Genomic DNA, 25,202 nt, shown 5'->3' with positions numbered 1-25,202 from the left:
TCCAATAATAGGTGGTGCTATCCGAAAAAGCAGTCAGAGCCAAAGGCATTTCTGCCAATCCTCGTGTCAGTGACTCGAACTTCCTTGCGATAGGCGGAATTAAATGCAACAGCAGTATCCAACTGGATGATGATGGTGCGGTCTTCAATGATTTTTCCAGGTGCCTGAGCAATTAGCTTCGTCTCAGTTCCACTCACGATTCCATATTCTATGGGATAAAGATTGAGTGTTCCGCTTAGTGGAATAAACTTGGTGAAGCTGACAGAATTATTGGCAAAGGTCATTTCCTCCACTTCCCTTTTTGAATTTACCTCAATGCTAAATGTGTTTTCTCCAGCTGAATTTCGGCCGATATTTGGAATAGTAAAATTGATAGAATCAATTCTTGGGATATAGGGGATTTTTACCGGATCAAAGCTTTCGGTAGTTCCATCAGGCAATCTTCTACTCACTTTATACTCTATGGAATCAGTATCTACACGGCCGATATTTCTCAGGACGAAACTCAATTTCAAACTATCCGAAAGTACAGAAATAGGCACTTCATCGAAGCTATCTACAGAAACCTCTTCGGCCTTGACCGCATAGTCAGCTTTGTCTGCAGGAAAAATCCGTACGCCCGGATCACCATAATTAATCATCTGCTCCATGTGGGAGTAAGACAGCGGACTTGTGCCATAGCTATCAATATATTCCTCCTCAGCTTCCCGCTTTACCTCACCAAGTGTGCGATAAATCAAAGTACTATCGGCAAAAGCCTTTCTGTAAAACATATCCGAATAGCGGCGCAGATACACATCCACACCTATGGAGGAGTTAGCCAAAACTGAAACAGCTCCCTTATCCGGTGTAATCACCCAATCTTCCCCTTGGGTATAGCTATTCCCATAGGCACTTCCGTAGTCGCAACCATTGAAAAGCATGACTGGATATTTCCCCTTATTCTGATAATTCAGTGTGGGATCAGAGGCAAAACCAATTTCAATATCAATGACTGTAGGTGAACCATGTCCAAAAAACGTCAGCATGGATCGGCCTTCATTCAGATCTCCTGTAATGTCAATCACTTCAATGGTGGAATTTGAACGCTTGCGGTAGGTGGTGACATTTCCTCCAAGATAAGGTCCTTCGGCAATGGTTTTGAAACCATTCATGAAATTGAAATACCGCTCCAACTCAAACTCGGATACTCCGCCAGTGAGGTGAATCAACTCTTTTTGCCAAGGTTCAGCAATGCCAACCGCATCTTTTTCTATTGCCTTGCTAAGGTAATCTGCCAGGTGTTGTGAATTTCTAGCCGGAATCCTTCCTACTGCCAGGGCAGGAGCCAAAGGTTTGTCAGGGTCAAGTCCAAGGGTGTAAACATTGTCCGAAAAAGGAAATCCACCAGCAGGAACTAGGGTCACGAAAGCTAAAAGCTGCGGGATTGTTTCGGTAGAAATAAGTAACACCACCAGCCCTGGCTGTGGAATAAATTGCCAAAGCTCTACCTGCAAGAAGCATGTGCGTGGGTTTGTGAACGGGAAAATACGCCCTCAAAAACTCATAGATCGCAGCAGGGGTATATTCTCCATAGGAAAACTGATTATACAAATCCTCCACTTTCACTGTGAGCGTATCAAACCCTCCTCCTGCCGGCGAAGCTCTGTGTTCAGCATAGGATTTTAAGGGATTGTCAAATTGGCTACTCGGCTGCTCCAAAGCTGAATGTCCAACCAAAATATAATTAGCGGCTTGTGCAAGGTAATTCCTAAACTTAACTGGCTCTAGCGTAGCAATCGGGATGATATTCTGCTCGTTTTGAATCCAAACTTTGCTAGAATCACTTGGGATAGAAGACCTGAAAGCCAAGATCTGCCCAGTTGTACTTAGTTGTACTTTTTGTGGATTAATAGGATCTCCAATATCTATAGCTGAATAATTTCCAGAAATTCCCGTGAGCTGGATTCTCTGATTTCCAGATGGGGAGATGAACAATTTTGAGGTAAAATCACCGGAACTGACATTATTTCTATAAGTGATTTTGGCATAAGCCACAGAAATATTATCCACAGATTCTGCTCCCGCCGAATTCACCCCAATGACTATACTTCCGTCCGAATTGAAGTCACTCATAGCTAGGTCTAAGGTGACCTGAGGATACTCGTATTGAAGGCTCGAAATAGTGCCAATAAGCCGCTGATTTGCTGCAGTAGGTCCAGCCAAAATTCTTGTGGTGTGAGGATTATACGACCTACCTACCAATCCGATTTCGAGCTTGGCCGTGCCTGTCCCCATTACTCCGAGTTGATTCAAGGTTAGCTGTCGGGTATTTCCTTTTGTGATGACGGCTGACATCCACCCTTGCCCCTGATCAAATTTGGATAATCTAAAGTCAAATGCATAACCCACACCCAGCGAATATTGCTCTCCAAGAGCCAATAATTTCTCTGATGCATAACTTGTCGCTAATGGCAATGATGCTTCTGGGGCAGATCGGAGATTCATCCGCTTTCCATTTTGCCCTGAACTAACTGTCAGAAAAAAAGCAGTGGTGTCAGAATTGGTATTGAAATAGGGATTTGGGATCTTTTCAAAGTCCGTGTAAAGCAATTTATCTACCGTCCCGTCATTTCGTTGTCCAAAGAAATCTATGTAATCGCCCGAATCAAAACGTCCATCATTTTCTCCTTCAATGTGAATTGCCACTTCCTTTCCTCTATGATAAATGCGGATAGTTCTAGGGTCCAAGCCAGTTAGGTTTATCCCTGAGTTGCTTAGTGAGGTGGCAGAAATCCGATGAATTCCATCTGAACCGGTTAGGATTTTATAGTAGGTTTGGTCATAATTATACCAAACAGGCTCCTGGGCTAGAGCTAGGTTGGAAAGCATGAGAAATGCCAGAAAAACGATGCTGATGTTTTTTATCATTTGTCTGTCCAGCTTTTAAATTTTCTGAAATCAGGATCCAATTTCTCCAAACTCACTTTTACACTAAACACATGGGAATAAGGTGTTTCTGAAACATTTCCAATATCTGAAAGGGCGTAATCAATCTGAAATCGCTCACTTATAAAAACCCCTATACCCATACTCGGCTGCATATTCAAGCTTTCTTTTCCCTGAAAATCCTTGATATACTGGAAATTCCCAACACCTGCGCGTAGGAAAGCAATATTCTGAAAACCTGCTTCCAGTCCAAACCGTGGGTCTATACTTAGCAAAGGCGTACTAATTACGGTGTTTCTTTCCCCATCAAAAGTCATATCCAAGTCCAAAGTCGTTAGTAAATTAAACTGCTTTCCGATTTGAAATGTGTAAGCCACGGAGGAAATCGCTCGTGGCAAGGTCAATTCCACAGAATTGACAGGAATCTCGTTATCTGTTTGTGAGTATATCTCCCTAACTAACTCGGCATCATGAGACCAAGCATTGAAAGTGGTAGTGATATCACGAACCATCAAGCCCAGCGTCAACTTATCTTTCACATAGATTCCGCCCACATCTAATCCAAAACCCCATGCTTGAGCGAATTTACCTACATTTCTATGGATGATTTTGGCGTTCATGCCCACTTTGAATTTGTCTGATAGATCCCGTGCATAGCTGAGAAGCATGGCATAATCTGCCGCATTAAAAAACTGGATATTATTGTAATTCAAAGCGCCATTCGCATCATAGAGAAATCGGGTATCGGGAATATCGTCCACTCCAAAGCGAATGATAGAAACAGCAACTTGGCTTCGGTCTTTGATAGGCGTAGTGAAACTTAGATAATCGTATTGTGCTACTCCAGCAAAGTATTCCGAGTGCATTAGACTGAACTCATATTTATGCTGGACTCCCATCAGGGCCGCAGGATTCCAATAAGCCGCCGTCACATCGCGCACAGCCGAAACCTGCGCTCCACCCATCCCTAGAGCTCTGGCTCCTACTCCTATGCTGAGAAATTCATTGGAATATTTGGGAGCTAAATCTTGAGAAAAAACATGCGTATTCCCCCCCACTAAGAGGATTAAGAGAAAGGAATAAAAAACTGTAGTTGCTCTGCTAAAATTCACCTTTCAAAATAAACCAAATAATCAGTCCAATGGTAACCGGTGCGAAAAATAATGAAATAATGCCGCTTTTATAATCTCTTGTACTGCCAGAAACCTTACTTACTTTCTTTTCTTGCTCTGCAGGAAGACAGCTGATCTAAGTTACCATGATGCGAGTTTTCACCTATACTTAAGTCGATTTTAACCATTTACTGATACAATTGTAGAAATACACCTAAACTATGAAAACTGGATTTTGATTTTATTGACGGAAAACAGAAATAAGCATTAATACGGATCGTACCGTTGGCACTCATAGTCTCCTCAATGCTCCTCATTACCCTGAATTTCGCTTCGCTGTATTCAGGGCTAATACTGGATGTGCCGCTGGCACAAATAATAATATGTGTATCTGCATGGATGCACGTACCAGAATTTTTTCTAGTTCAAGCCCCCCTTAACACTTTTGGAAAGGGAGTATTGCCAAATTTGAACCTCTAGCCTAAATTAAAAGCACATACTTTCACTTAAGTGCAACTTCACTTATAATAAATTGAATAAACAGTTTGCCTAAGGCAACACCTGTAAAAGTCCGGAATGCAATTCTTGGTGAATGCAGCATATGAAAATAGCGAAGAGTGTCAAAGGCAGGATCGGTAATCAATTTGGTACTACAAAGGCCCAGACCACCTGTCCGCCCCCGTACATAAATATGTTCAGAAATTTAACATTTCATTAAAGTTGGAAAGCCAATATTTTTTTTGAAAACTTTTTTTCCTCCAAGTTCAAAAAACCTAAAACATCAATCTGAGTGAAATAAGAGTGGTTTTTTGACTATATCACTATACCTACTACCTGTTTATCACAAGGAAATAGGTTATACAAGGTAGCTTGGAAAAGATTGGTATAATTTTTCTTTACCAAGAAGGGACGGGAATAGGTATTTTCCGAAACATTGACACATAATCACCTTACAAATGAATGTCGCCAACACACAGATTCAAATGCGCAAAGGGCTCTTGGAGTTTTGCGTGTTGCATATCATCTCTCGAGGCGAGGTTTATACTTCAGATTTGATCGAAGAGCTAACCCAAGCTCAAATGATCGTAGTGGAGGGTACGCTGTACCCACTGCTCAACCGTCTAAAGTCAGCCTCATTGGTCGAATATCGCTGGGTAGAGTCTGAATCCGGTCCGCCGAGGAAATACTACTCCATCACGGAAGAAGGAAAATCCTTTCTGAGCACTCTCTCCAACACCTGGGATTCACTAGTCAATTCCACCCTTCTTATCACCTCAAAGAATTGATCATGAAATCTAGCCCTACATCAACTATCTCAAAGTGGAGCAACTCTCTAACAGGCGAGATTCCATCTGACCGTAAAAATTTAATGACAAACAGATGAAAAAGACTATAAGTATAAACATCAGTGGGATTCTTTTCCACATCGAGGAAGACGGCTATGATACGCTCCGAAAATACCTGGATGCGATCAATCAGCACTTTTCTTCCTATAAAGACAATCACGAGATCATCTCGGATATTGAAAATCGAATTGCCGAGATCTTTCTAAGCAATCTGAAAAACAATAAGCAGGTAATCTCTGCGGAAAACGTAGACAAACTCATCGAGAAGATGGGGACTATAGCAGATTTTGCCTCTGTAGATGAGGAAAAAGCGGAAGTTGATCAAGAAGAGGAAAATACTGCCAAAGACCAGATTTCTATACGTATGTCACTCCTCCGGAATCTGAGAGAAAAGGGTATAAAAAATTAATGCGCCTGGAAAACCGTAAAATCCTCGGTGGTGTTTGTGCCGGAGTGGCTCATTATTTTACCATAGATCCACTTTGGACCAGACTGATTGCCATCCTTTTGCTTTTCTCTGGGAATCTACGGTTCAACTTCGGTTTCTTGGATATTTGGCCATTTGATGACTTCAGGTTAAACCTAAGTTTTGGGATTTTCGCAGCAGTAGCCTACATCGTATTATGGATTATCCTTCCTGTTTCCTATGAAATTGAAGAGGATAAGAATATCAAAAAACTATATCGGAACCCTGACGATAAGGTAATCGGTGGTGTGGCAAGTGGATTGGCAGCATACTTCGGTGTGGAAGTGGTCTATACAAGATTGGCATTGGCCTTTTTGATTTTGGCGGGTGGATCTGGATTCTTGATTTATCTTATTCTATGGATTATCACACCAGTGGCGAGTTCGATCACTGAGCGTATACGTATGAAAGGTGGGGAAATCACGCTGGATAATATTGATTCGACCTCTGAAGGAAAACATAAACCCTATCCCAAAAGCCCCAGAATCAAAAACTAGGCAAATCCTTCTTACTCCATTTAGAATAATAGGACAGGTCATCGAAGCTATTGGATCAGCTTTGGGACCATTAGGAAGATTCTTCCTGAATGTGATCCGGGTGATCTTCGGTTTATTTGTATTCTTTATTGGATTAGGATTGACCATCGCACCTATATTTAGTTTGGCTGTTTACTTGGGCATATTTACCAATGACGACTACCGAGTACTAATGGATAATTTCCCAGTGGAGCAATTCTCCAATTTGATCCCAATCTGGTTAGTGGTAGGAGCATCGTTCCTCTTAATCATCCCAGGTATTATCATCATTCTGCTAGGGCTTAGCGTTTTGATGCAAAAGAATCTAATTGGCTCCAGATTTGGCTTTGTAGCACTTGGCTTATGGTTGCTTTGTGTAGGAATCTGTGCTTTCCAAATCCCATTGATCGTAGCACAATTCAAAGAAGAGAACTGGCATAAAATCGAAAACACAGTGCCTGTCACTGAAGGAATCATGATTCTGCGACTAAACCCAATCGGTGAAGAGTCGACGTTCAATAACGTAAACCTGAAAATCGAAGGGACTTCTGATAGCACAGTCACACTTCGCGAGGATTTCTTTGCCAGAGGCAAAACTAAAGCAGAGGCAATGAATAATGCCAAAATGATCACTTACCGATATGAAGTATTGGATTCTATGATCACCTTCGATGAAGGTTACGATGTTTCCAACTTGGATAAGTTCAGAGATCAAAAACTGAATCTCTTTCTGGAGATACCTTATGATAAACCATTTATCATGGAACGCTCGCTTCTTGAAATCCTAAGAAACACTATTTATAGAAATGGCTACAGTTCAAACGATCTTTCCCAAAATGCAATCTGGACATTTAATGAGCAGGGATTAGTATGCTTGACTTGCAAAGAGGATGTTGAGCTGGAGGAGGAAACTGAAGATGTAAACTTTGAGGTAGAAGAACCCGATACTGGAGAGTACGACAGAGCACAACTCGACAGTATAAGTCGGGCAAAATTTAATCAGTCCCAAGCTCCCGTAGATACCTCAGTTGTAATTGACTAATATTAAAGGCACCCAAATGGGTGCCTCTTTTTTTGTATCTTTTGGGTTAAACCCAAAAGAATATGGATGTAAGCGTAAAATTTTTAGGTGCAGCAGGTACAGTCACTGGTTCCCGCTATTTATTGGATCTTGGAGATTTTGAATTTCTTGTCGATTGTGGGCTTTTTCAGGGAAGAAGGGAACTGCGGCGGAGAAATTGGGACAAATTCCCAATGCCACCTACTGATATGGAAGCGATTGTGCTTACTCATGCACACATGGATCATATCGGTTGCCTACCAAAACTGGTGAAAGATGGTTTTAGAGGACCAATTTATTGCACTGCCGCGACTGCTGAGCTAGCCAAAATCCTACTCCTTGACTCTGGTAAGCTACAGGAAGAAGAAGCAGAATATGCCAAAAAGAAGGGTTATTCCAGTCATGAGAATCCAGAGCCCCTTTATACAGTAGAAGATGCAGAAGCTGTATTTCCCTTGTTGGTCCCGCAGAACTTCAAAAAACCTTTCTCTATTCATCCTTCAGTGGAAGTGACTTACTATCACGCAGGGCACATTTTGGGAGCAGCTATAGTCAAGGTTGTGATCAAAGGCGATTCCCAAACAAAAAAATTGGTTTTCTCAGGAGATCTAGGAAGATATCATGATCCTATACTCTACCCTCCTACCCTGATTCCTGAAGCAGATATAGTATGGATAGAATCCACTTATGGGGACCGTGTTTCTACTCCCGTAAAACCTGAGGAAGAGCTCGCTAGCGCTATCAATGATGTGTTTGATCGAGATGGTTTGGTGATTATCCCAGCATTTGCGGTAGGCCGTACCCAGTTGGTTATGTATTATTTGTATCAGTTGGTGAAAAAAGGAAAAATCCCAAATGTGCCTATATATCTGGATTCACCCATGGCCATCAATATATCTACCCTTTATAAAGATTTCCACCAAGACCACCAGCTTATAGCAGTTTTAGACGATCAAGCTCAGCATCCATTCCAGCATTCTCAGTTGCATTATTTCAGAAAACAAGAGCAGTCACGCACGCTCAATGACCTGAAAGGAAAGGCTATCATTATCTCCGCAAGCGGCATGGCTACAGGAGGCCGTGTCCTTCATCATTTATTTCATCACTTGCCAAATGAAAGAAACGGCGTGGTCTTCGTAGGATATCAGGCAGAAGGAACTCGCGGAAGGCGTTCTGGTGGATGGAGAGCCAGAGGTACAGAATATATGGACAAGAAGTTCCTGTAAAAGCTAAAATCTATAGCGTGGAAGGACTTTCTGCACATGCCGATCAAAATGAGTTGATGGAATGGGCTGAGGGGTTCGGTGAAAAGCCAAAACTTGCATTTATCGTTCATGGTGAAGAGCGTAGCGCAGGTGTGCTAGCGCATAAACTTAAAGATGAACTAGGCTGGAATACCATCATCCCAAATTATTTGGAATCATTTATGCTGTTTGAGGAAATATAAAAACCAGGAGATTTACTCCGCTCTGAATCTATAATTCCATCTACTCATGAACCAACTACTTAGAATTCTGATCGCATTTGCATTTACATCTATCCTTTTCCAATGTGCACCCTATCAACCCGAAGGTCAGGGTGTGGTAGGTCAGGTAACTTGGCTTGAAGGCAATCAAATGCCTATGGTGTTGGAGGAAGAAAAGAAAGCGAAGGATACCAATATAGGAAACCCTGTAAAAAGAACAGTACGGGTGTATCCATTAATTAAAATCTCTGATGTGACCTTGGAAAATAGCTTGTTCCAGTCGGTGGCTGCCAAACCCATTACCGAATTCGAAACCGATGAAAACGGTAAATATTCCATCAACTTGAGCCAGGACGATATTCCATACTTACAGTTGAAGAAGGCGGGCTTTTCGCAAGCATATTTGATGGAGATGGAAATGTCCAGCCGGTGACCGTGAAAGAAAATGAATGGACATTGTTGGATATTGTGGTGAATTATAAAGCAGCGTACTAATAGCTCAAGCTTTTAGGCATTGGAGCATTTTCTGAACTCTTTGCCAAGATGCATAGTTCTCCACCCATTATTTATCATTAAGCAATTATGGAAAAAACTACTTATCCTAAATCATTTTCTCATATAGGAATCACCGTTCCGGATATTCAAAAGGGCGTAGATTTTTATCGTGACGTCATGGGCTGGTATGTGATCATGGCTCCTTCCAAAGTAAAGAAAGAAAAAGAAACAGCTATTGGCCAAATGTGTATAGACGTATTCGGAGATGATTGGGAGGAATTTGAAATCGCTCATATGTCCACTTCTGATGGAGTAGGTATAGAGTTATTTTCCTTTCCCCATGGTGTGAAAAAGGCTCCGGCTTTCAATCCTTTTAATACAGGACTATTTCATTTTTGTATCCAGGATCCGGAGATTGAAGCGCTTACCAATAAAATCGTAGCGCATGGAGGCAAGCAAAGAATGCCTATTCGTGAATATTATCCTGAGGAAAAGCCTTTTAAAATGGTCTACGTAGAAGATCCATTTGGAATAGTATTCGAGATATATACTCATAGCTACGAATTGACCTACTCATCTGGAGCGTATCAGAAATAAGAACTTGTCTTATAAAAGTCTATTATCAGCCCCAACATGGCATTTAGTCAAGTTGGGGCTGTTTTATTAGTCGTCAGTTTTGCAACTCCTTAATAAGATGATTCAATTATTTTGTAAGTAGCAGGAAGCCAGCCATAGGTTTATAGTAAATTGTAATTTCCTTACTCATTTTGTAAAGGCTTAGTTTTTTTAATCCTTACTTTCGATACAATATAAAGTCACAAAAAACGTGATCAGAAAACCCCACGTAAAACACTAATTTTAAGGAGATTAAGATTACACCTATCTTCAGTCAATTCGTTAAATAAAAATAATTAACTTTTTTTCACTTACCCACGCAACCATTTTTTCAATACGGGCATCTACCTAATTGAAAGCTAATTCAAATGTTCAGCAGAGTCAATTTTTCAAACGAATCAGATTTACTACAAGGATGTCTCAAAGGAGATAGAATGGCGCAGCGCCACCTGTATGATCAGTATTCGGGAAAATTCTTGGCCATCTGCATCCGATATCTAAAAGATCGGGAACATGCCGAAGATGTGATGATCGAAGGCTTTATGAAAATCTTTGAAAAACTCCCTCAGTTTCAGTCAAAGGGAAGTTTCGAAGGCTGGATGAAGCGAATCATCGTCACTCAAGCTCTCATGACGCTGAGAAGTCATCGTCATCTCATGATGGAGATCAACATGGAAAATGAGACTGAATATCAGGATCACAACTACGAGCTCAACCATATGGAAACTGAAGATTTGATGAGAATGGTGGAAAGCCTTCCGGTAGGATATCGGACAGTATTTAACCTCTACGCAATCGAAGGTTTCTCGCACCAGGAAATTGGAGATCTCCTGGGAATCACAGAAAGCACTTCAAAGTCCCAGCTCAATCGGGCAAGGAATACTTTGAAGGAAAAAATTGCCAGTCAAACACCAAAAGAAAGGAGAATCAATGGCTAAGGAAAAAAATAATCTCGATCAGTTTTTCAAAGAAAAACTAGAAAACCATACTGAAAGACCAAGCAAGCTTGCCTGGGAAAGGCTGGAATCTCAGCTTCCTCAGCAAACTAAATCCTACAAGGGGATTTGGTGGGCAGCGGCTGCCTCTATTACTATCCTTTTCACGGTTGGATACTTTGTCTTGAGGGAAGGGAGATGTGACCGTAGAAAAGCCAATGCTTGCTGACAATACCACTGAAGAAGTAATTGATACTCCAACTCAACCAGAAGTCATAACACCTGAAGAAACAGAGAAAACGCAAAACGAAATTGAAAATCAGCAGGCTGCTGAGGAATTGAATACTAAACCTACTACTACTACTACTACTACTACTACTACTACTACTACTACCACAAAATCTAAAGCCAAGCCTGCTGATACTTCTTCTAACACACAAAAACCTCAGAATACAACTCCTCAAAATCTAGTCGCGATGAACGAGGTAAAAGAGGAACCAAAGCCAATAAAAACGGAAGCTCCCAAAATCGAGGTGGAAACACCTGATTTCAAGAAGCGGAACTACCCCCTTTGAACTTGGAACAAGCTGTAGCACAAGCAACAGAGTCAGTAGAAGCTGAACCAGCGTACCGGGTTAAAATCTACTCCAGTGGGCTCAAAGAAGAACCAAAAGATAAAAACCTAATCGCCGAAATCGGCAAAACTGTCAACGAAGTAGAGGACTTATTGGGCAAAGTAGATCAAGGGTTTGCAGACCTGCAGGATGCAAAAAACAATCTCTTCGCTTCAATCACCACCCGAAAATCAAAAGCAGAAAAGTAAACTTCACCAACTCATAAAATTTGAAACTCAACATTAAATTGGGCATGCCCCATGCATCAATCGGAGACCTTTTTTGCCCGAAATGCAGGATGCCATTTGATAGAAAACTCTAAATACAAATGAAAAAATACCTTCTATTATTTTGTTTGATGGCCATCGTGCAAATGGGATTTGCGGGAACCATGCCATCGGTAGACCACGGCGTTCTAAGTGACAGTGTAGTGGTGGAATTCGGTGGTAAAGCCTGGAAGAATAGTAATCATCGTAAACAGCAAAGAGGATTTTGAAAAGCTAAAACTGATGAACATCAATCAGATCATCCGTGAGCTGGATCTGGAAGAGAATGAAGAAACCGGAGAAACAACCATCGTTGAAATCAAGAAAAAAGATGGCTCATCCAAGCAAGTGGTTAAAGTGACAGAAGATGGAGCGGAGACCGAAGTTTACATCGGCAATATGCGTCTGCTGGTAGATGAAACCGGTGAAAACACAAAAGTCCGATTTAACCAGGCTTAAAAAGGAAAAGCGACCCTCCTTTCAGAACCTATTTTAATCTGGATCTGGGAGTAAATAACTACCTGGAAGATGGGAAATTCCCAACCTCTGATAATCCATACGCTGTAAAAGGCTGGGGAAGCTGGAATGTAGGAATCAACTGGATGGCTGCGCAACGAATTTCCAAAGGCTTCTATTGGGACTTTGGACTGGGATTCCAGTTCTACAACTTCAAGTTTGAAAACCGAGATTTCCAAGCGGTAAGAGGTGACGATTCAATTGATTTCCTCCAGAGAACAGATGTGGACGGATTCAAAAGCAAGATATCTGCTTCTTATTTGACCGCAATGACGATGTTGGAATTGGATTTTGGCAAAATGAATGACAATGGTCGCCGTGGAGTAAGAATTGCCGCAGGACCTTATGTTGGCTATAGGCTAGGCGGACAATCCAAATATGTCTATCGTGAATTAGGCGGATCTGGACGTAAGAAAGACAAGCAAGACACTGGTCTTTACCTTCAGAATTTCAGATACGGTATCCGTGGAGAACTTGGAATCGGAAGAGTTAAATTCTTTACCACTTACGACCTGAATGAATTATTCCAGGAAGACAAAGGACCTGCTCTTAACCCGATCACTTTTGGGATAGTATTTTAAGCGATCTCATCTTCACTACTTGAGTCAGACTGAGCGACCTAGTAAGCTATCCGGGTCGGAATAGGCTTCGACTTCGCTCAGCCTGACTATTAAAAACGAATTTTTAGTCAAACCTTTTAAATAATGAAAACTACACTACTACCACTATTATTTCTTGTCCTATCACTTCGCCAGGCCTTTGCTCAGGACAAACCAGACACGGTGATTTACACGAAAAGTAAAGTAATAAAGGTCTTTGGGAATACTTGGTCGTACCAACAAAAAGAAGACGGAAAATGGATTCTGGATATTGAAGAATCAGATGAAGTGAAAATCAAAGATCTTAAACAAAATCGTCGATTCACTGCCGGAATAGACACAGAGTTGGGAATCAATCAGGTGACTCCTACTGACAGAATGCCTACTGTAAAGCCTTGGGGTTCCTGGTACTATGCTATCAATTTGATGGGAACTACCAAAATCTCTAAAAACTTCCATTTGTACTCTTCTATTGGGGTAAACTGGTATAATTTCAAATTAGAAGACAGAAGTCTAATTGCCGTAAAAACTCCAGATGGAATCGTTTGGGAAGAGTTTGCAGGACCTGGCACAGGCACCAAATCAAAAATCTCAGCTTCCTACCTCAACTTTACTTTAGTACCTACGATTCTTACCAATAATCAAAAACTCCGTCTTGGAGTCGGAGGATACGCAGGTGTGAGAATCGGAGGTAGAGGAAAATATGTCTATGACGATGAAAACGGCAAGAAGCAAAAGCAATTTGAGAAGTCTAACATGTACGTGGAAAACTTCCGCTACGGAGCACGTGCAGAGATAGGAGTCAGTGACGTCACCTTATTCTTTAATTATGATTTAAACAATCTTTTCCAAGAAAACTTAGGCCCCGAGGTACAGGCAATCAGCTTCGGAGTTACTATCAGTATAAACAACCAGAACTATGAACAGACTATTCAAATTTTCGAGCTTGGCCTTAGCCATGATACTGATCTCAGTGGTCAGCTTTGCACAAAAAGTATTGGTTGACGCCAATAAAAACTATTCCAACATCAAGGCTATCGAAGTTAGCGGTGGTTGGCTGGATGTCACCTTCTCAGGTGGGTCAGATTCTAATGTGAATGTGGAGGCATTTCTTGAATCTTCAAATGAAAATCAAGACATCATTTTTGTGACAGTCGGCGATGTATTAAAGATCTCTTACGAGCAAAGTTCCAACAATTCTTCCTGGGGTAACAATCGAAATAAGGGCTATATCAAAATCACAGGTCCAATGAACATTGACCTAGACATGAAAAATTCCTCAGGAACCTTGACCGTAGATAAAGTAGTAGGTGATGAAACCAACCTGAGAGTTTCATCAGGAAAAATCACGGCCACCAACATCTCAGGCGATTTGACCATCAAAGCCAGTTCAGGCTCTCTTTTTATAGACAAAGTATCTGGAGATATAGAAGCTGGAGTAACTTCAGGAAATGCAGACATCAACAATGTGGGTGGGAATGTTGACTACAAATCAACCAGTGGTTCATTGACTGCAGATAGAATTAAAGGCGAATTAAGTGTTGCACTTACTTCAGGAAATGCAAAGTTGAGTAACATTGGATCGTTGGGTTCCATGAAATTCACATCTGGCAATATCAGAGCGACTAATGCTGGGCTTAGCGGAAACACCAACTTCAACGGTACCTCAGGGAATTTCAAAATTCAAACTTCTTCGAATTTGAAGGACTTCAATTTCTCTTTGAAAGCGTCCTCCGGAAATCTTAGGGTAGGCGGGATCAATACAGGTAAAAATCTGGAAATTGATAATGATGCCTCTGCTTGGGTGAAAGGGTCTATTTCTTCAGGAAATATCTCAATAGAAAACTAATCATTAGCTATAATAATCCGAAAAGGCCAATCCGCATGGGTTGGCTTTTTTTGTATTTTCTAACCGCGGGGATCGCAGAGGATTACGCAGAGAACACAGATAATCAACATTATTAGCAATGTAGAAATCTAACATTCAGATCGAATATTCTTGGTTATAAAATCTTAAATCTAACGTCTAACGTCTTGCATCTAAAATCTCAGTCTGGTCTCGAAGCCAACCTGATCACTTCGGCATCCTCTTTATTCAGCTTTAGCAATTTTTGTATTCGCTCAGGAGTTGGCTTGGCTACAGAAAAAAAGAATAGCGCCACGGCAAAAATCACGTTGTAAATAGCCGACCCGAAAAAAAGCAATCCAGCTGAGCAGATCAGCGCAATCACAAAAAGTATTAAATATCGCTCTCTGGTGGCGCTTGTATAAATCTTCAATTTCATCAACAGCTCGTCAGTGTGAGAAACTGCCTTAATTTTCTTGCGGAAAAGTAAGTATTGCGCCAGCAAAAGACCAACTCCTAATCCAGACAATACCTGACCAACAAAAGCAGGCAACTCCGGTAGATCCCACTTGATTTCCCCACTGGACTGATACAAATAGATCATCCCAAAAAGTGGTAAAACCAAGATCAGTAAGACCAAAATAAGTTTATCCAGGTTTTTATAAACCCTCCTGAATTCCTGAGTTTCCAGATTTGGAGTTTCTTTGCTATTATCCAAATTACTCAATGGTGATTTTGACATCATCTGTTAGTGGGTGCCCTACACAGCAAAGCACATAACCTGCTTCGATTTCATTTGGACTAAGACCAGCATCCTCATCCATTTTCACTTTTCCACTCAGTAATCTACCTCTACAAGCCGTACATAATCCACTTTGGCAGCTATATGGCATATTCAGATCCTGAGAAAGGCCAGCTTCTAGTATGGTTTTGTCAGGTGAAACTGTGACAATACTTTCCTCACCTTCCAAAATCACAGTGATATCTCTTGTCAACAAACCACCTGTAATCCCATGCGCAGCATCCTCATGTGCTTTATCCGCAGCTGAAGAGTAAAAGCTCTCTCGATGCACTTTTTCACTTGGTACACCTAGCTCCTCCAAGACAGCAACCACATTATCCATGATTCCTTCCGGACCACAGGCAAAATATTCTTTTTCAAATTCCGGATCCAACTCAGCTTTCTTAGCAAAGTCAGCAATACTTTCCTTTGTCAATCTACCCTTCATCCCTGTCCAAGCTTCCGAAGGCTGACTTAGATTGTGAATTACTTCCAGTCGATCAGGGTTTTTCTCAGCCAATGCTGCTAACTCCTTCTTGAAGATAATCTGCTCTTCATTTCTACTGCAGTAAAGCAAGGAAACCTTGGAATTTGGCTCATTTACCAGCACAGATTTAAGAATACCCATGATAGGCGTGATACCACTTCCGGCGGCTACTAAAAAGAAATGCTTCTTGTTCTTGGAGTGAAAATCAGTGGTGAAATTCCCCAAAGGCTTCAACACATTGATAGTTTTTCCAGGAAAAACTCGTTCATTTAAAAAATTAGAGAATTTGCCTTTTGGCACTCGCTTGACAGAAATCCCGGGAAATGGATCCACATAAGGCGAAGTACACAAACTGTAAGATCTTCGCTGCTCTTGTCCTTCAAACTCCATCACCAAAGTCAAAAACTGACCTGGCTTATAGTCCAAAAACGGTTCTGGTTGCTCAAAATACAAGGTTACTGTATCCTCTGTCTCTCTTACTACCTCTCTCACTTTTAGTGGCAAAAACTGTGGAGCCTTTACCTCTTCCTTCTTTTTCTTAAATAAATTGAACATTCCTGATCTGAGCTTTTATCTGTTAAACGGTTGCAAAATTAACGCTGAAAGCCAAATATTCTGGCTTGTCACTGATTATTTGCTCATGATAACTCAGATTATGCTTTAGTGGTTCGAATTAATTGAAGGATATTTCCCGAATTAGCCTACTCAAAACCGAACTTTTGGCTTCAAAAAATTAACTTTACAGCTTCCTAAAACCAAATTGATTTAAAGAGATGGAATTAAATGCATTGACCGCGGTGACTTCAGTAGATGGACGCTATGCTGGCAAAACTGCTCCGCTGAGAGCATATTTTTCTGAATTTGCCCTGATCAAATACAGAGTGCACGTAGAAGTGGAATATTTCATAGCACTTTGCGAACTTCCATTGCCTCAACTTAAGGATTTTGATAAAGGCTTATTTGCAAACCTAAGATCTATCGTTTCTGACTTTTCTATGGATGATGCAGCTACCATCAAAGCCACCGAAAAGATCACAAACCATGATGTGAAGGCTGTGGAATATTTCCTGAAGGAAAAATTCGATGCGCTAGGTTTAGAAGCACACAAAGAATTTATTCACTTTGGACTGACTTCCCAGGACATCAATAACACGGCTACGCCACTGATGTTAAAGGAAGGCTTGAATGAAGTGATTTTACCTCAGCTTAATGCTGTAATCGATAGACTTCATGTATTGGCCAAAGATTGGAAGGATATTCCAATGCTAGCAAAAACGCATGGTCAACCTGCCTCCCCTACCCGGCTGGGCAAGGAAATCGAGGTGTTTGTAGTAAGATTAAAAAAGCAGCTTGAACTGCTTCACCACATCCCTTACTCAGCAAAATTTGGTGGAGCAACAGGCAATATGAATGCGCACCATGTTGCTTATCCAGAATTTAAGTGGAATGAGTTTGCGTTTCAGTTTGTGGGTGAATATTTAGGCTTGGAAAGAAGCTACCCAACTACGCAGATTGAGCATTATGATAATCTGGCAGCTGTTTTTGATGGATTGAAAAGAATCAATACCATTCTTTTGGACTTGTCTAAGGACGTGTGGCAGTATGTGGCTATGAATTACTTCAAGCAAAAGATCAAAGCTGGGGAAATCGGATCATCTGCGATGCCACACAAGGTAAACCCGATTGACTTCGAGAATGCGGAGGGGAATTTAGGTATTGCCAATGCCCTTTTGGAGCACTTGGCTGCAAAACTTCCTGTTTCGAGATTGCAGCGGGATTTGACAGACAGCACAGTTTTAAGAATCATCGGTGTGCCACTTGGTCATATGCTGATTTCTTTTGAGTCTTTGCTGAAAGGACTTGGTAAATTAGAATTGAATGAAGCAGCTATACAATCAGATTTGGAGGAAAACTGGGCGGTGGTAGCGGAAGCAATTCAAACGGTATTGAGAAGAGAAGGATTCCCAAAACCTTATGAAGCGCTAAAAGACCTTACCAGAACGAATACAAAAATCACCGAAAAATCTATTGCTGAGTTCATCGCCAACCTACCGATCTCGGATGAATTGAAGGCTGAGCTAAGTGTGATTTCACCATTTAACTATACTGGAATTTAATTGATGTCGGATGTCGGATGTCGGATGTCGGATGTCGGATAAGTAAACTTTGGTTTGAGCTTAGAGTTTCAAGATCAACTTGAATTTAATTTGCAATAATTAAAGTCAGTAAATCTTACTTTTTTACCATGAAAATCATTCTTAGAGCTCTGGTAGTGTTAATTAGACAAGTTTGATTGTACTTTTCCAATAAATTATCAGTAATTTACTTTCATCAAACAGAATAAATAGCAGTTCAAATACACTCAACTGCTGTTTAGACTTTAAACACTCTAAAGCTTAATGTTATGAAAAATAAAAAAACAACAACTTCAACTCAAGAGAATCAAGTTACAAATGCGGCTATTGATTCGGTTAAAAACATTTCCGAATTAGGAAAAACCGAACTTTTGAGAAAGAAGAAAGTAGATCCAGGAATTGAGTAGGGATTACACTATTCCAAGATATGTATGTCTGCTTTTGTACCAGGATGGAGTCAAAAGAAAAAAAGGATAGGTAAAATTTAAGAATTAAGGCCGCTTCGGCCTGTCCCGCCTGTGTGGAAGTCATCGGTCTTTCGACCAGATAACCAAGGATCTAAGGTACATGGCATTTTTGCGGATAATCTCCTAGAAAATGTATTAATCGAAAACCGTGTGTGAGACACTGACGGTGGCTAAGGACTTCCTAAAATCAATTAGTTGCCACAGGCAAAAAGATCTCAGCCATCATACAGCGTGCACTTCCACCTCCTAATTTTTCTATTGTAGGAATAGAAGGGCTTATGATGGTCGAGATATTTTTCTATCAGTTGAATCTGCCCCACATTCAACGAGTCCAGTGCAGTTTCAGACATAACGGTGAACTTTTCCCCGCCGTCATTCCCTACCTCAAGCATATTCCCTGCGAAATGAAACTTTTGCTTAGGAGTGATAGGAACCACTTTTTTACCGGCTTGAGTTAGACACTTCTGCACAGCCTGCTTTTCAGAAGCTTTCGGAATACTATCCAAACAAACAACTGCTAAGTCTGTGCCTACATGCATCATTACATTCGTATGATAAATAGGAGAAAGTACTCCTTGATTCTCCTGCACAGCATGAAAACCTATTACTTTATACCCAAGCAGCTTGCCTAGATAGTCCAGAGGAATGGTATGGGTTCGTTCTGAAAAACAAGCATAAATTATTTTGGACTGATGATCTATAACCATACTGCCAGTGCCTTCTAAATACTGCTCATCCTCCTCAAAAAAACTTAAATCAATGATTTCCTCAACTTTAAATTTCCGCTGCATCAGATCCTCCACAAAATCCTTTCTTCTTTCTAGTCTTCGCGTAGGAGAAAACATAGGATATAGAATCAATCTACCGTCAGGATGTGTGCTAAACCAGTTGTTGGGGAAGACAGCATCGGGCTTGATTGGATCAGAAGTATCATCCTCCACGATCACCTGTACTCCTTGATCTCGCAGCATTGCCACAAATCCATCAAATTCCTTCTGCGCCAACGCATTGATCTCAGAAGCAGGTCTATTATCTGATTGTTGATAAAAGTTATTTTCAGCAGTTTCGGGATTGAACCCAAAGTTTGCTGGACGAACCATCAGAATAGTAGAGGTAGTTTGCATTAAGGCTTTTTAGCTGTGTACTTATAAAGAACGGGATCCAGATCGAATCGTTTTTCACTCAAGGTATAGTATGCTTTTCCGCTCGGCAAAAAACCTATTGCCTCACCCTGAGGCTCTGGAGAATATGGCAATTGAATAGGAGTTCTACTCATGGCTTTCTCGATAGACTCCCCTTCTTTTCTCTGCCAGTAATATATTTCCAGGTAATTTTTGACTAGAATCTGACTTCCATCAGCTGAAATATCTGCCCCAGTAGCGCTGGTAAAAGGCAACTTAATCAACTCCTCTAATTCTACATCAAGAGTTCCAAATTTCTCAGCAGGCAATCTATAAAGTGTATTTACACTATCTCGCTTGGACACTATGAAAATATCTCCTGAAATGGGATCAACCATCAGAGATTCCGCATCTCTAGCACCTCCAGGATAGTTAAATGTCTGCTTTTCCGGAATTACCTGCGTAATTGATTCCTTTTTCATTGGCTCTGGCACTCTATAAATAGCGACTTCATTATAAGCAGCATTATTATCTCCAATTTCGCCAACATAAATATAGGATTTACCATCTGCTCCAGGACCTACTGCTATATCCTCCCAGTCTCTATTTTGAGCTCCGAGAAACTCAATTTTCCCCACATTATTCCCGGTGGAATCCAATATAAATATAGCCGCTTCTCCCCCACTATCATTATGTACATACATCAACCCGGGAAGGGTCCTACTGCAGGAAAGGCCTGATATCTCATCTAACTCCTTATCGATTAATGTAGAAACAGCAATTCCTTCACTAAAAGCTGTAAGTAATTCCTCCTGTGCATTAACGCAGGAAAATGAAAAAAATAATAGGATTGCGCTGACTGATATTTTCATAAGATAGCCTTAGATACATTCAAAAGTAAATAAAATGCCCGAGTAGGCACGCTATTATACATCAGCTTGGAAGGGAATTTTTATATTAGTGGACATCATATACACTACCTATGAACCCAATTCTAAAGAAAATGACATGGAAAGAGGGTATGAACATTCAAGTATGGAACTGCCCGGCAGAACTTGAGGGATTAATTATCGAATGGAAAGCAGAAGGCTTGTTAGATGGTAGCAAAAAACCCGATTTTATGCTGGCTTTTGTCCATACGGAACAAGAAGTGAAAAAACACTTTTCTGTGATGCAGAATCTTGCCCCAGACGATCAGCAGATTTGGCTAGCCTACCCCAAAAGAACTTCTAAGCGTTACAAAGCTCAAATAAATCGCGATTCTGGATGGAAGTATCTAGGTGAGTTTGATTATGAAAGTGTTAGACAAATTGCCATCAACGAAGACTGGTCTGCTTTACGCTTCCGCAAAACAAGGTATGTAAAAGTCATGACCCGGAAATTCAGCGTGAAAGACCAAAAGTAAGAATGTAGGTTCAGTTCCAAATTCTTTGTGATCAAAAAACACTACCTAGAAAGCCTGCTTGCAACATCAATCAAAAAAAGTAACAAATTATTCGAAAAATTAAGTCTCTGATTTTGAATACAAAAACAACACACAAAGTAAAAACATGTAGTTTTTCCTGATTGTAGTTTGGAATAATTGGAATAGCCTCCTACATTTGCATCACCAATTCGGAACAAGCTCCGAATGAAACACAAAATTCCTCCTTAGCTCAGTTGGTTAGAGCATCTGACTGTTAATCAGAGGGTCCAAGGTTCAAGTCCTTGAGGAGGAGCACCTAAAGCCTCATTTCGTAAGATTTGAGGCTTTTTTTTGTTTTGACCAAAATTATTGAAGTCAAAATTCTCTTAAAAACCTGCTGTTTTCCCATTGAGGGGTTACAATAAAGTTGCTCTAATAAAATCAATTACAAAACACAGCATCGGCCTCCTTCCGTTAGTTAGATTATTTTTACAACACTGGTTTCCGGCTATAGTATTTCACGGCTACATTTGCAGTTCACCTAGACTGATTTATTTTGAAGTATCTTGTTTTTTTCGCTTTCCGCCCTTTTGGCACTTGCATCTTGCAGCTCACCAGAACCTATCGAATTTTCTATAGTTCCTTACCCTTCTCAGATTGAAACTGGAAGTGGTCAATTTCACTTGAGTTCCAACACCCAGCTACTCGTTCAGAGCCAGGAAGAATTTTCGGAGGAAATCGCCTTTTTCAATCCATGATGCAGCAGGCACTTGGCCAAAAACTCTCTGATGGAACTGGAAAAAACATATTGGAAATCAGGAAATCAGAAAACTCTGACACTCCAGAATCTTACCATCTTTCCATCTCTGCTGACAAAATACTCTTGGAAGCCGGAGATGCTGAAGGTATATTTTATGGTATGATTACCCTAAGTCAGCTACTACCTGCCAGCTTTGAGTCCGGGCAAATTAGTGAAGGAATCACCTTACCTGAACTGGAGATTAATGACCAGCCTCAATACGACTGGCGGGCTATGCATCTAGATGTTTCAAGGCATTTTTTCTCCATGGATTACCTTCGACGCTATGTGGATCTGCTATCGCTTTATAAACTCAATAAACTCCATTTACACCTGACTGATGATCAAGGCTGGAGAATAGAAATCAAAAAATATCCTGAACTCACGGAGCAGGGAGCCTGGAGAACATTCAATGAACAAGACTCTATTTGCATAGAAAAATCCAAGGAGGACCCACGATTTGCTTTGGAATCAAAGCACATAGAAATGCGGGATGGAACTCCATATTATGGAGGATATTATACTCAGGATGAACTTCGCGAATTTGTAAAGTATGCACAAACCAAACATGTTGAGATCATCCCCGAAATAGATATGCCGGGACATATGATGGCTGCAATAGCGATATTTCCCGAATTGGCCTGTAATGGTGAAGCAGCCTGGGGAGATTTGTTTTCTACCCCACTTTGTCCTGTAAATGAAGAAGTTTACACGTTTGTAGAAAATGTACTAACAGAAGTAATGGACATTTTCCCTTCAAAATACATCCATATCGGAGCCGATGAAGTAGAGAAAAAGACCTGGGAAGAGTCAACTGCTGCTCAGAAATTCAGTGAAGGAAAATGGAATGAAGAACGTAAATGAACTGCAATCCTATTTTGTAAACAGAGTTTCAGCTTTTCTGCAAAAAAACGGCAAAGAAGTGGTAGTCTGGGACGATGCCATGGCTGGGGGAATTGATCCTAATTTGAAAGTAATGTACTGGCGAAACTGGGTAGCTGAAGTCCCTGATAAAGCTGCGCAAAATGGGAATGAAGTCATCCTAACTCCCGGTGATCCATTTTATTTCTCTTCTCCTAATTCCAAGCTATTTGACATTTATAACAAGCCACTCTTGGGATCAAAATTCCCAAAAGAGCTTTCGGATAAAATCAAAGGTATGCAAGCTTGCCTTTGGACCGAAACTATACCTTCTGAGGCGCTAGCTGATGCTATGCTTTTCCCAAATGTGCTGGCCTTGGCAGAAAGAGCTTGGTCCGTCGAAGAAGCCCAAGATTGGGATACATTTAAAACCCGACTTAAAAATCAACTTCCTCGACTGGAGCAGTTAGGTGTGAAGTATGAGTACAACCCTTCCACGAAACTGATTCCTTTTATGAATGTGGATACCGAGGCGAAGCAGATCGGAATCACCCTGGAAAGCGAAATCAGTCAGCCTATCATTTACTATACCACCGATGGGACTGAGCCAACAACTGCATCTAATCTGTATAAGGGCGAGTTTTTTGTAAAAGGAAGTGCCACAATCGCAGCAGCTGTTTTTCAAGACGGGAAGATCACCGAACCAATACTTCGCAAGCAGGTAGATTACCATAAGGCAATAGGCAAATCTGTGGAATACCATAAACCTTGGAACAAATCCTATCCAGCAGGTGATGCAGGAAGTATGACTGATGGCTACCGAGGCGGAGAATCCTACAATGATGGCAAATGGCAAGGCTTTACGAATGACTTTGCGGTAACCGTGGATATGGGTGAAAAAACTACCCTAAACTCCATCTCCGCTTCTTTTATGCAAGCCGCCGGGCCAGGAGTATTTATGCCTGAATACGTAGAAGTTGCTATTTCTGATGATGGGGAGAATTTTGAATCCATTCTGAAAATTGACAACGATATTCCCATCACTGAAAAAACTAAAGTGGTTAAAGACTTCAAAGGATCCTTGAAAGGAAAAGAAGCACGATACGTAAAAGTGGTAGCTCCAAACGTTCAGAGAGGGTTTATTTTCGTAGACGAATTGGTCATTAATTAGTCATTTTTAAAAAGTCATAAACCCAAAATCATGAAACTTCTCCTAGCCTTCCTTTTTCTGTTCCAATTCACTACCCTATTTGCACAGGAAACGATCGTTTACCAAGGTGGTCAAGAAGGACATGCTACGTACAGAATCCCAGCAATTATTGACTTACCTAGTGGCGAACTTTTGGCTTTTGCCGAAGGCAGAGTAAATGGATCAAATGATTATGGTGACATCAATTTGGTGCTCAAGAGAAGCAAGGATAAGGGAAAAACTTGGTCGCCACTCCAAACCATAGTTGATTACGACGACTTGCAAGCCGGCAACCCCGCGCCAGTAATCGATCTTTTTGATCCAGAATATCCGAATGGCGTGGTGTACTTATTCTATAACACCGGCAACAATCATGAATATGACATCCGAATGAATAAAGGAGTTCGTGAGGTTTGGATGATTTGGTCACTTGATTTGGGCCATTCTTGGGAAGAACCGGTAAACATCACCAGCCAAGTTCACAAGCCAAATAACCCAGCATTCAATGCTGCATACACCAATCCTGCAGACTGGAGGCATTATGCGAATACTCGCTGGCCATGCCTTTCAATTCCAAAATGGAGCTTATAAAGGAAGAATCTACGTAGCGGCAAATCACTCCCAAGGAGATGCCCAAGATGAATTCAAAGATTACCAGGCACATGGTTTCTATACTGACGACCATGGTAAAACCTTCAAAATCTCAGAATCAATCAAATTTCCTGGTTCTAACGAATCTATAGCGGCAGAACTTCCGGATGGCAAAATGATCATGAGTACGCGTAACCAACGAGGCGATATACGAAGCAGAATTCTCGCCTATTCAGAAGATGGAGGAGCAACCTGGTCTGAGCAATACTTTGAGAAAAGTTTACCTGATCCTGTATGCCAAGGTTCTATCCTGTCTTTTGAAGACGAAAGTGGAAATACAATTCTCGCGCATTCCAATAATGCTGATACTGAAGATCGAAATAATCTGACATTAAAAATCAGCAGAGACCTAGGTAAAACTTGGCCAGAATCCATGCTGATTGACCGAAAAGACGTTCCCAAAGGAAAAACTTGGACAGCTTACAGTGATTTGGTTTTACTTGATTCACAAACCCTAGGCATCCTTTACGAACGAGATGATTATAAAGAAATCGTGTTTAAGTGGATAGACTGGAAAAAGTAACAGCG

Annotated in this window: 30 protein-coding genes, 1 tRNA gene and 1 pseudogene; 24 read left to right on the top strand and 8 right to left on the bottom strand. The window is 41.0% G+C overall.

Features of this window, described 5'->3' with window-relative positions:
* Window positions 1–17: 17 nt before the first annotated feature.
* From porU2 (AC0L6R_RS16975) to AC0L6R_RS16965, 3 genes are read right to left on the bottom strand one after another with little or no spacing between them, the layout of a single operon-like run.
* A complete protein-coding gene (gene porU2 / locus AC0L6R_RS16975; RefSeq protein ID WP_473272258.1) occupies window positions 18–1,406 on the bottom strand; it encodes a putative type IX secretion system sortase PorU2 in 1,389 nt (462 codons plus the stop codon).
* Window positions 1,345–2,910, bottom strand: a complete 1,566-nt coding sequence (gene porU2 / locus AC0L6R_RS16970; RefSeq protein ID WP_473272257.1) for a putative type IX secretion system sortase PorU2 — start codon at window positions 2,908–2,910, stop codon at window positions 1,345–1,347. The genes porU2 (AC0L6R_RS16975) and porU2 (AC0L6R_RS16970) overlap by 62 nt, the downstream gene beginning before the upstream one ends.
* Window positions 2,907–4,040 (bottom strand): putative type IX sorting system protein PorV2, encoded by a 1,134-nt coding sequence (locus tag AC0L6R_RS16965; RefSeq protein ID WP_473272256.1) that lies wholly within the window; start codon window positions 4,038–4,040, stop codon window positions 2,907–2,909. The genes porU2 (AC0L6R_RS16970) and AC0L6R_RS16965 overlap by 4 nt, the downstream gene beginning before the upstream one ends.
* Window positions 4,041–4,996: 956 nt before the next feature.
* Here AC0L6R_RS16965 and AC0L6R_RS16960 point away from each other — a divergent pair.
* The 16 genes from AC0L6R_RS16960 to AC0L6R_RS16885 all read left to right on the top strand — a co-directional run bounded on the left by AC0L6R_RS16960 (window position 4,997) and on the right by AC0L6R_RS16885 (window position 14,781).
* On the top strand, window positions 4,997–5,326 hold the full coding sequence (locus tag AC0L6R_RS16960) for a PadR family transcriptional regulator (protein WP_283411618.1): 330 nt from the start codon (window positions 4,997–4,999) through the stop codon (window positions 5,324–5,326).
* 94 nt (window positions 5,327–5,420) lie between these two features.
* Window positions 5,421–5,795: a hypothetical protein gene (locus tag AC0L6R_RS16955; protein ID WP_473272255.1), complete on the top strand. Its 375-nt coding sequence runs from the start codon at window positions 5,421–5,423 to the stop codon at window positions 5,793–5,795.
* On the top strand, window positions 5,795–6,349 hold the full coding sequence (locus AC0L6R_RS16950) for a PspC domain-containing protein (protein WP_473272254.1): 555 nt from the start codon (window positions 5,795–5,797) through the stop codon (window positions 6,347–6,349). The genes AC0L6R_RS16955 and AC0L6R_RS16950 overlap by 1 nt, the downstream gene beginning before the upstream one ends.
* Window positions 6,288–7,409: a hypothetical protein gene (locus AC0L6R_RS16945; protein WP_473272253.1), complete on the top strand. Its 1,122-nt coding sequence runs from the start codon at window positions 6,288–6,290 to the stop codon at window positions 7,407–7,409. Before AC0L6R_RS16950 ends, AC0L6R_RS16945 begins: the two co-directional genes overlap by 62 nt.
* Window positions 7,410–7,471: 62 nt before the next feature.
* Window positions 7,472–8,653, top strand: a complete 1,182-nt coding sequence (locus AC0L6R_RS16940; RefSeq protein ID WP_473272252.1) for an MBL fold metallo-hydrolase — start codon at window positions 7,472–7,474, stop codon at window positions 8,651–8,653.
* Between the two features lie 17 nt (window positions 8,654–8,670).
* Window positions 8,671–8,874 carry an MBL fold metallo-hydrolase RNA specificity domain-containing protein gene (locus tag AC0L6R_RS16935; RefSeq protein ID WP_473272251.1) on the top strand — a complete coding sequence of 68 codons (204 nt, stop codon included), beginning with the start codon at window positions 8,671–8,673 and terminating at the stop codon, window positions 8,872–8,874.
* Window positions 8,875–8,920: 46 nt separating this feature from the next.
* On the top strand, window positions 8,921–9,325 hold the full coding sequence (locus AC0L6R_RS16930) for a hypothetical protein (RefSeq protein WP_473272250.1): 405 nt from the start codon (window positions 8,921–8,923) through the stop codon (window positions 9,323–9,325).
* A 149-nt stretch (window positions 9,326–9,474) separates the two neighbouring features.
* Window positions 9,475–9,984, top strand: a complete 510-nt coding sequence (locus AC0L6R_RS16925; RefSeq protein WP_283411622.1) for a VOC family protein — start codon at window positions 9,475–9,477, stop codon at window positions 9,982–9,984.
* A 386-nt stretch (window positions 9,985–10,370) separates the two neighbouring features.
* Window positions 10,371–10,940, top strand: coding sequence for an RNA polymerase sigma factor (locus AC0L6R_RS16920; RefSeq protein ID WP_111612127.1), 570 nt, complete (start codon window positions 10,371–10,373; stop codon window positions 10,938–10,940).
* A complete protein-coding gene (locus tag AC0L6R_RS16915; RefSeq protein ID WP_473272249.1) occupies window positions 10,933–11,166 on the top strand; it encodes a hypothetical protein in 234 nt (77 codons plus the stop codon). The genes AC0L6R_RS16920 and AC0L6R_RS16915 overlap by 8 nt, the downstream gene beginning before the upstream one ends.
* The gene (locus AC0L6R_RS16910) at window positions 11,156–11,512 is read left to right on the top strand and encodes a hypothetical protein (RefSeq protein WP_473272248.1); all 357 of its coding nucleotides are present in this window, start codon (window positions 11,156–11,158) and stop codon (window positions 11,510–11,512) included. The genes AC0L6R_RS16915 and AC0L6R_RS16910 overlap by 11 nt, the downstream gene beginning before the upstream one ends.
* A 2-nt stretch (window positions 11,513–11,514) precedes the next feature.
* Window positions 11,515–11,760 carry a hypothetical protein gene (locus AC0L6R_RS16905; protein ID WP_473272247.1) on the top strand — a complete coding sequence of 82 codons (246 nt, stop codon included), beginning with the start codon at window positions 11,515–11,517 and terminating at the stop codon, window positions 11,758–11,760.
* A gap of 234 nt (window positions 11,761–11,994) precedes the next feature.
* The gene (locus AC0L6R_RS16900; protein WP_473272246.1) at window positions 11,995–12,276 is read left to right on the top strand and encodes a hypothetical protein; all 282 of its coding nucleotides are present in this window, start codon (window positions 11,995–11,997) and stop codon (window positions 12,274–12,276) included.
* 143 nt (window positions 12,277–12,419) lie between these two features.
* Window positions 12,420–12,914 carry a hypothetical protein gene (locus tag AC0L6R_RS16895; RefSeq protein ID WP_473272245.1) on the top strand — a complete coding sequence of 165 codons (495 nt, stop codon included), beginning with the start codon at window positions 12,420–12,422 and terminating at the stop codon, window positions 12,912–12,914.
* Between the two features lie 123 nt (window positions 12,915–13,037).
* The gene (locus tag AC0L6R_RS16890) at window positions 13,038–13,937 is read left to right on the top strand and encodes a hypothetical protein (protein ID WP_473272244.1); all 900 of its coding nucleotides are present in this window, start codon (window positions 13,038–13,040) and stop codon (window positions 13,935–13,937) included.
* On the top strand, window positions 13,852–14,781 hold the full coding sequence (locus AC0L6R_RS16885) for a DUF4097 family beta strand repeat-containing protein (protein ID WP_473272243.1): 930 nt from the start codon (window positions 13,852–13,854) through the stop codon (window positions 14,779–14,781). Before AC0L6R_RS16890 ends, AC0L6R_RS16885 begins: the two co-directional genes overlap by 86 nt.
* Before the next feature lie 199 nt (window positions 14,782–14,980).
* On the opposite strand, the gene AC0L6R_RS16880 is transcribed toward AC0L6R_RS16885, so the two are convergent.
* Both AC0L6R_RS16880 and AC0L6R_RS16875 read right to left on the bottom strand, forming a co-directional pair.
* A complete protein-coding gene (locus tag AC0L6R_RS16880; RefSeq protein ID WP_473272242.1) occupies window positions 14,981–15,496 on the bottom strand; it encodes a hypothetical protein in 516 nt (171 codons plus the stop codon).
* Between the two features lies 1 nt (window position 15,497).
* Complete coding sequence (locus tag AC0L6R_RS16875; RefSeq protein ID WP_473272241.1) at window positions 15,498–16,601, bottom strand: 2Fe-2S iron-sulfur cluster-binding protein; 1,104 nt, start codon at window positions 16,599–16,601, stop codon at window positions 15,498–15,500.
* Window positions 16,602–16,819: 218 nt separating this feature from the next.
* Between AC0L6R_RS16875 and purB the strand changes: the two genes are divergently transcribed.
* Window positions 16,820–18,163 (top strand): adenylosuccinate lyase, encoded by a 1,344-nt coding sequence (gene purB / locus AC0L6R_RS16870; protein ID WP_283411629.1) that lies wholly within the window; start codon window positions 16,820–16,822, stop codon window positions 18,161–18,163.
* A gap of 287 nt (window positions 18,164–18,450) precedes the next feature.
* On the top strand, window positions 18,451–18,588 hold the full coding sequence (locus tag AC0L6R_RS16865; RefSeq protein ID WP_473272240.1) for a hypothetical protein: 138 nt from the start codon (window positions 18,451–18,453) through the stop codon (window positions 18,586–18,588).
* A 247-nt stretch (window positions 18,589–18,835) separates the two neighbouring features.
* Here the strand turns inward: AC0L6R_RS16865 and AC0L6R_RS16860 are convergent, their stop codons facing one another.
* From AC0L6R_RS16860 to AC0L6R_RS16850, 3 genes and pseudogenes are all read right to left on the bottom strand, one after another.
* On the bottom strand, window positions 18,836–18,907 hold the full coding sequence (locus AC0L6R_RS16860) for a hypothetical protein (protein WP_473272276.1): 72 nt from the start codon (window positions 18,905–18,907) through the stop codon (window positions 18,836–18,838).
* Between the two features lie 88 nt (window positions 18,908–18,995).
* Window positions 18,996–19,748, bottom strand: a pseudogene (locus AC0L6R_RS16855) (arginine deiminase-related protein); the annotation flags it as partial.
* Between the two features lie 23 nt (window positions 19,749–19,771).
* Window positions 19,772–20,641, bottom strand: coding sequence for a hypothetical protein (locus tag AC0L6R_RS16850; protein WP_473272239.1), 870 nt, complete (start codon window positions 20,639–20,641; stop codon window positions 19,772–19,774).
* Window positions 20,642–20,772: 131 nt separating this feature from the next.
* On the opposite strand from AC0L6R_RS16850, the gene AC0L6R_RS16845 reads away from it, so the two are divergent.
* From AC0L6R_RS16845 to AC0L6R_RS16820, 6 genes are all read left to right on the top strand, one after another.
* Window positions 20,773–21,174: a hypothetical protein gene (locus AC0L6R_RS16845; RefSeq protein ID WP_473272238.1), complete on the top strand. Its 402-nt coding sequence runs from the start codon at window positions 20,773–20,775 to the stop codon at window positions 21,172–21,174.
* 239 nt (window positions 21,175–21,413) lie between these two features.
* Window positions 21,414–21,487, top strand: a tRNA-Asn gene (locus tag AC0L6R_RS16840).
* Window positions 21,488–21,850: 363 nt separating this feature from the next.
* Entirely contained in the window at window positions 21,851–22,837 is a 987-nt protein-coding gene (locus tag AC0L6R_RS16835) for a beta-N-acetylhexosaminidase (protein WP_473272275.1), read from the top strand.
* Window positions 22,821–24,005 carry a family 20 glycosylhydrolase gene (locus AC0L6R_RS16830; RefSeq protein ID WP_473272237.1) on the top strand — a complete coding sequence of 395 codons (1,185 nt, stop codon included), beginning with the start codon at window positions 22,821–22,823 and terminating at the stop codon, window positions 24,003–24,005. The genes AC0L6R_RS16835 and AC0L6R_RS16830 overlap by 17 nt, the downstream gene beginning before the upstream one ends.
* A gap of 30 nt (window positions 24,006–24,035) precedes the next feature.
* Window positions 24,036–24,614, top strand: coding sequence for an exo-alpha-sialidase (locus AC0L6R_RS16825; protein WP_473272236.1), 579 nt, complete (start codon window positions 24,036–24,038; stop codon window positions 24,612–24,614).
* Window positions 24,565–25,197 (top strand): sialidase family protein, encoded by a 633-nt coding sequence (locus tag AC0L6R_RS16820; RefSeq protein WP_473272235.1) that lies wholly within the window; start codon window positions 24,565–24,567, stop codon window positions 25,195–25,197. The genes AC0L6R_RS16825 and AC0L6R_RS16820 overlap by 50 nt, the downstream gene beginning before the upstream one ends.
* Window positions 25,198–25,202: the final 5 nt, after the last annotated feature.

It is taken from the genome of Algoriphagus sp. 10J20-15, assembly GCF_055809615.1.
The sequence above is the reverse complement of the archived record's forward strand: the minus strand, read 5'-3'. Positions and strand labels throughout refer to the sequence as shown.

What these genes read in the sequence shown, in the direction of transcription:
- porU2 (WP_473272257.1), bottom strand. Translation starts at nt 2,910, where the DNA reads ATGATAAAAAACATCAGCATCGTTTTTCTGGCATTTCTCATGCTTTCC.
- AC0L6R_RS16960 (WP_283411618.1), top strand. Translation starts at nt 4,997, where the DNA reads ATGAATGTCGCCAACACACAGATTCAAATGCGCAAAGGGCTCTTGGAG.
- AC0L6R_RS16955 (WP_473272255.1), top strand. Translation starts at nt 5,421, where the DNA reads ATGAAAAAGACTATAAGTATAAACATCAGTGGGATTCTTTTCCACATC.
- AC0L6R_RS16950 (WP_473272254.1), top strand. Translation starts at nt 5,795, where the DNA reads ATGCGCCTGGAAAACCGTAAAATCCTCGGTGGTGTTTGTGCCGGAGTG.
- AC0L6R_RS16940 (WP_473272252.1), top strand. Translation starts at nt 7,472, where the DNA reads ATGGATGTAAGCGTAAAATTTTTAGGTGCAGCAGGTACAGTCACTGGT.
- AC0L6R_RS16930 (WP_473272250.1), top strand. Translation starts at nt 8,921, where the DNA reads ATGAACCAACTACTTAGAATTCTGATCGCATTTGCATTTACATCTATC.
- AC0L6R_RS16925 (WP_283411622.1), top strand. Translation starts at nt 9,475, where the DNA reads ATGGAAAAAACTACTTATCCTAAATCATTTTCTCATATAGGAATCACC.
- AC0L6R_RS16920 (WP_111612127.1), top strand. Translation starts at nt 10,371, where the DNA reads ATGTTCAGCAGAGTCAATTTTTCAAACGAATCAGATTTACTACAAGGA.
- AC0L6R_RS16915 (WP_473272249.1), top strand. Translation starts at nt 10,933, where the DNA reads ATGGCTAAGGAAAAAAATAATCTCGATCAGTTTTTCAAAGAAAAACTA.
- AC0L6R_RS16910 (WP_473272248.1), top strand. Translation starts at nt 11,156, where the DNA reads ATGCTTGCTGACAATACCACTGAAGAAGTAATTGATACTCCAACTCAA.
- AC0L6R_RS16895 (WP_473272245.1), top strand. Translation starts at nt 12,420, where the DNA reads ATGGCTGCGCAACGAATTTCCAAAGGCTTCTATTGGGACTTTGGACTG.
- AC0L6R_RS16890 (WP_473272244.1), top strand. Translation starts at nt 13,038, where the DNA reads ATGAAAACTACACTACTACCACTATTATTTCTTGTCCTATCACTTCGC.
- AC0L6R_RS16885 (WP_473272243.1), top strand. Translation starts at nt 13,852, where the DNA reads ATGAACAGACTATTCAAATTTTCGAGCTTGGCCTTAGCCATGATACTG.
- AC0L6R_RS16875 (WP_473272241.1), bottom strand. Translation starts at nt 16,601, where the DNA reads ATGTTCAATTTATTTAAGAAAAAGAAGGAAGAGGTAAAGGCTCCACAG.
- purB (WP_283411629.1), top strand. Translation starts at nt 16,820, where the DNA reads ATGGAATTAAATGCATTGACCGCGGTGACTTCAGTAGATGGACGCTAT.
- AC0L6R_RS16865 (WP_473272240.1), top strand. Translation starts at nt 18,451, where the DNA reads ATGAAAAATAAAAAAACAACAACTTCAACTCAAGAGAATCAAGTTACA.
- AC0L6R_RS16850 (WP_473272239.1), bottom strand. Translation starts at nt 20,641, where the DNA reads ATGAAAATATCAGTCAGCGCAATCCTATTATTTTTTTCATTTTCCTGC.
- AC0L6R_RS16845 (WP_473272238.1), top strand. Translation starts at nt 20,773, where the DNA reads ATGACATGGAAAGAGGGTATGAACATTCAAGTATGGAACTGCCCGGCA.
- AC0L6R_RS16830 (WP_473272237.1), top strand. Translation starts at nt 22,821, where the DNA reads ATGAAGAACGTAAATGAACTGCAATCCTATTTTGTAAACAGAGTTTCA.
- AC0L6R_RS16825 (WP_473272236.1), top strand. Translation starts at nt 24,036, where the DNA reads ATGAAACTTCTCCTAGCCTTCCTTTTTCTGTTCCAATTCACTACCCTA.
- AC0L6R_RS16820 (WP_473272235.1), top strand. Translation starts at nt 24,565, where the DNA reads ATGCGAATACTCGCTGGCCATGCCTTTCAATTCCAAAATGGAGCTTAT.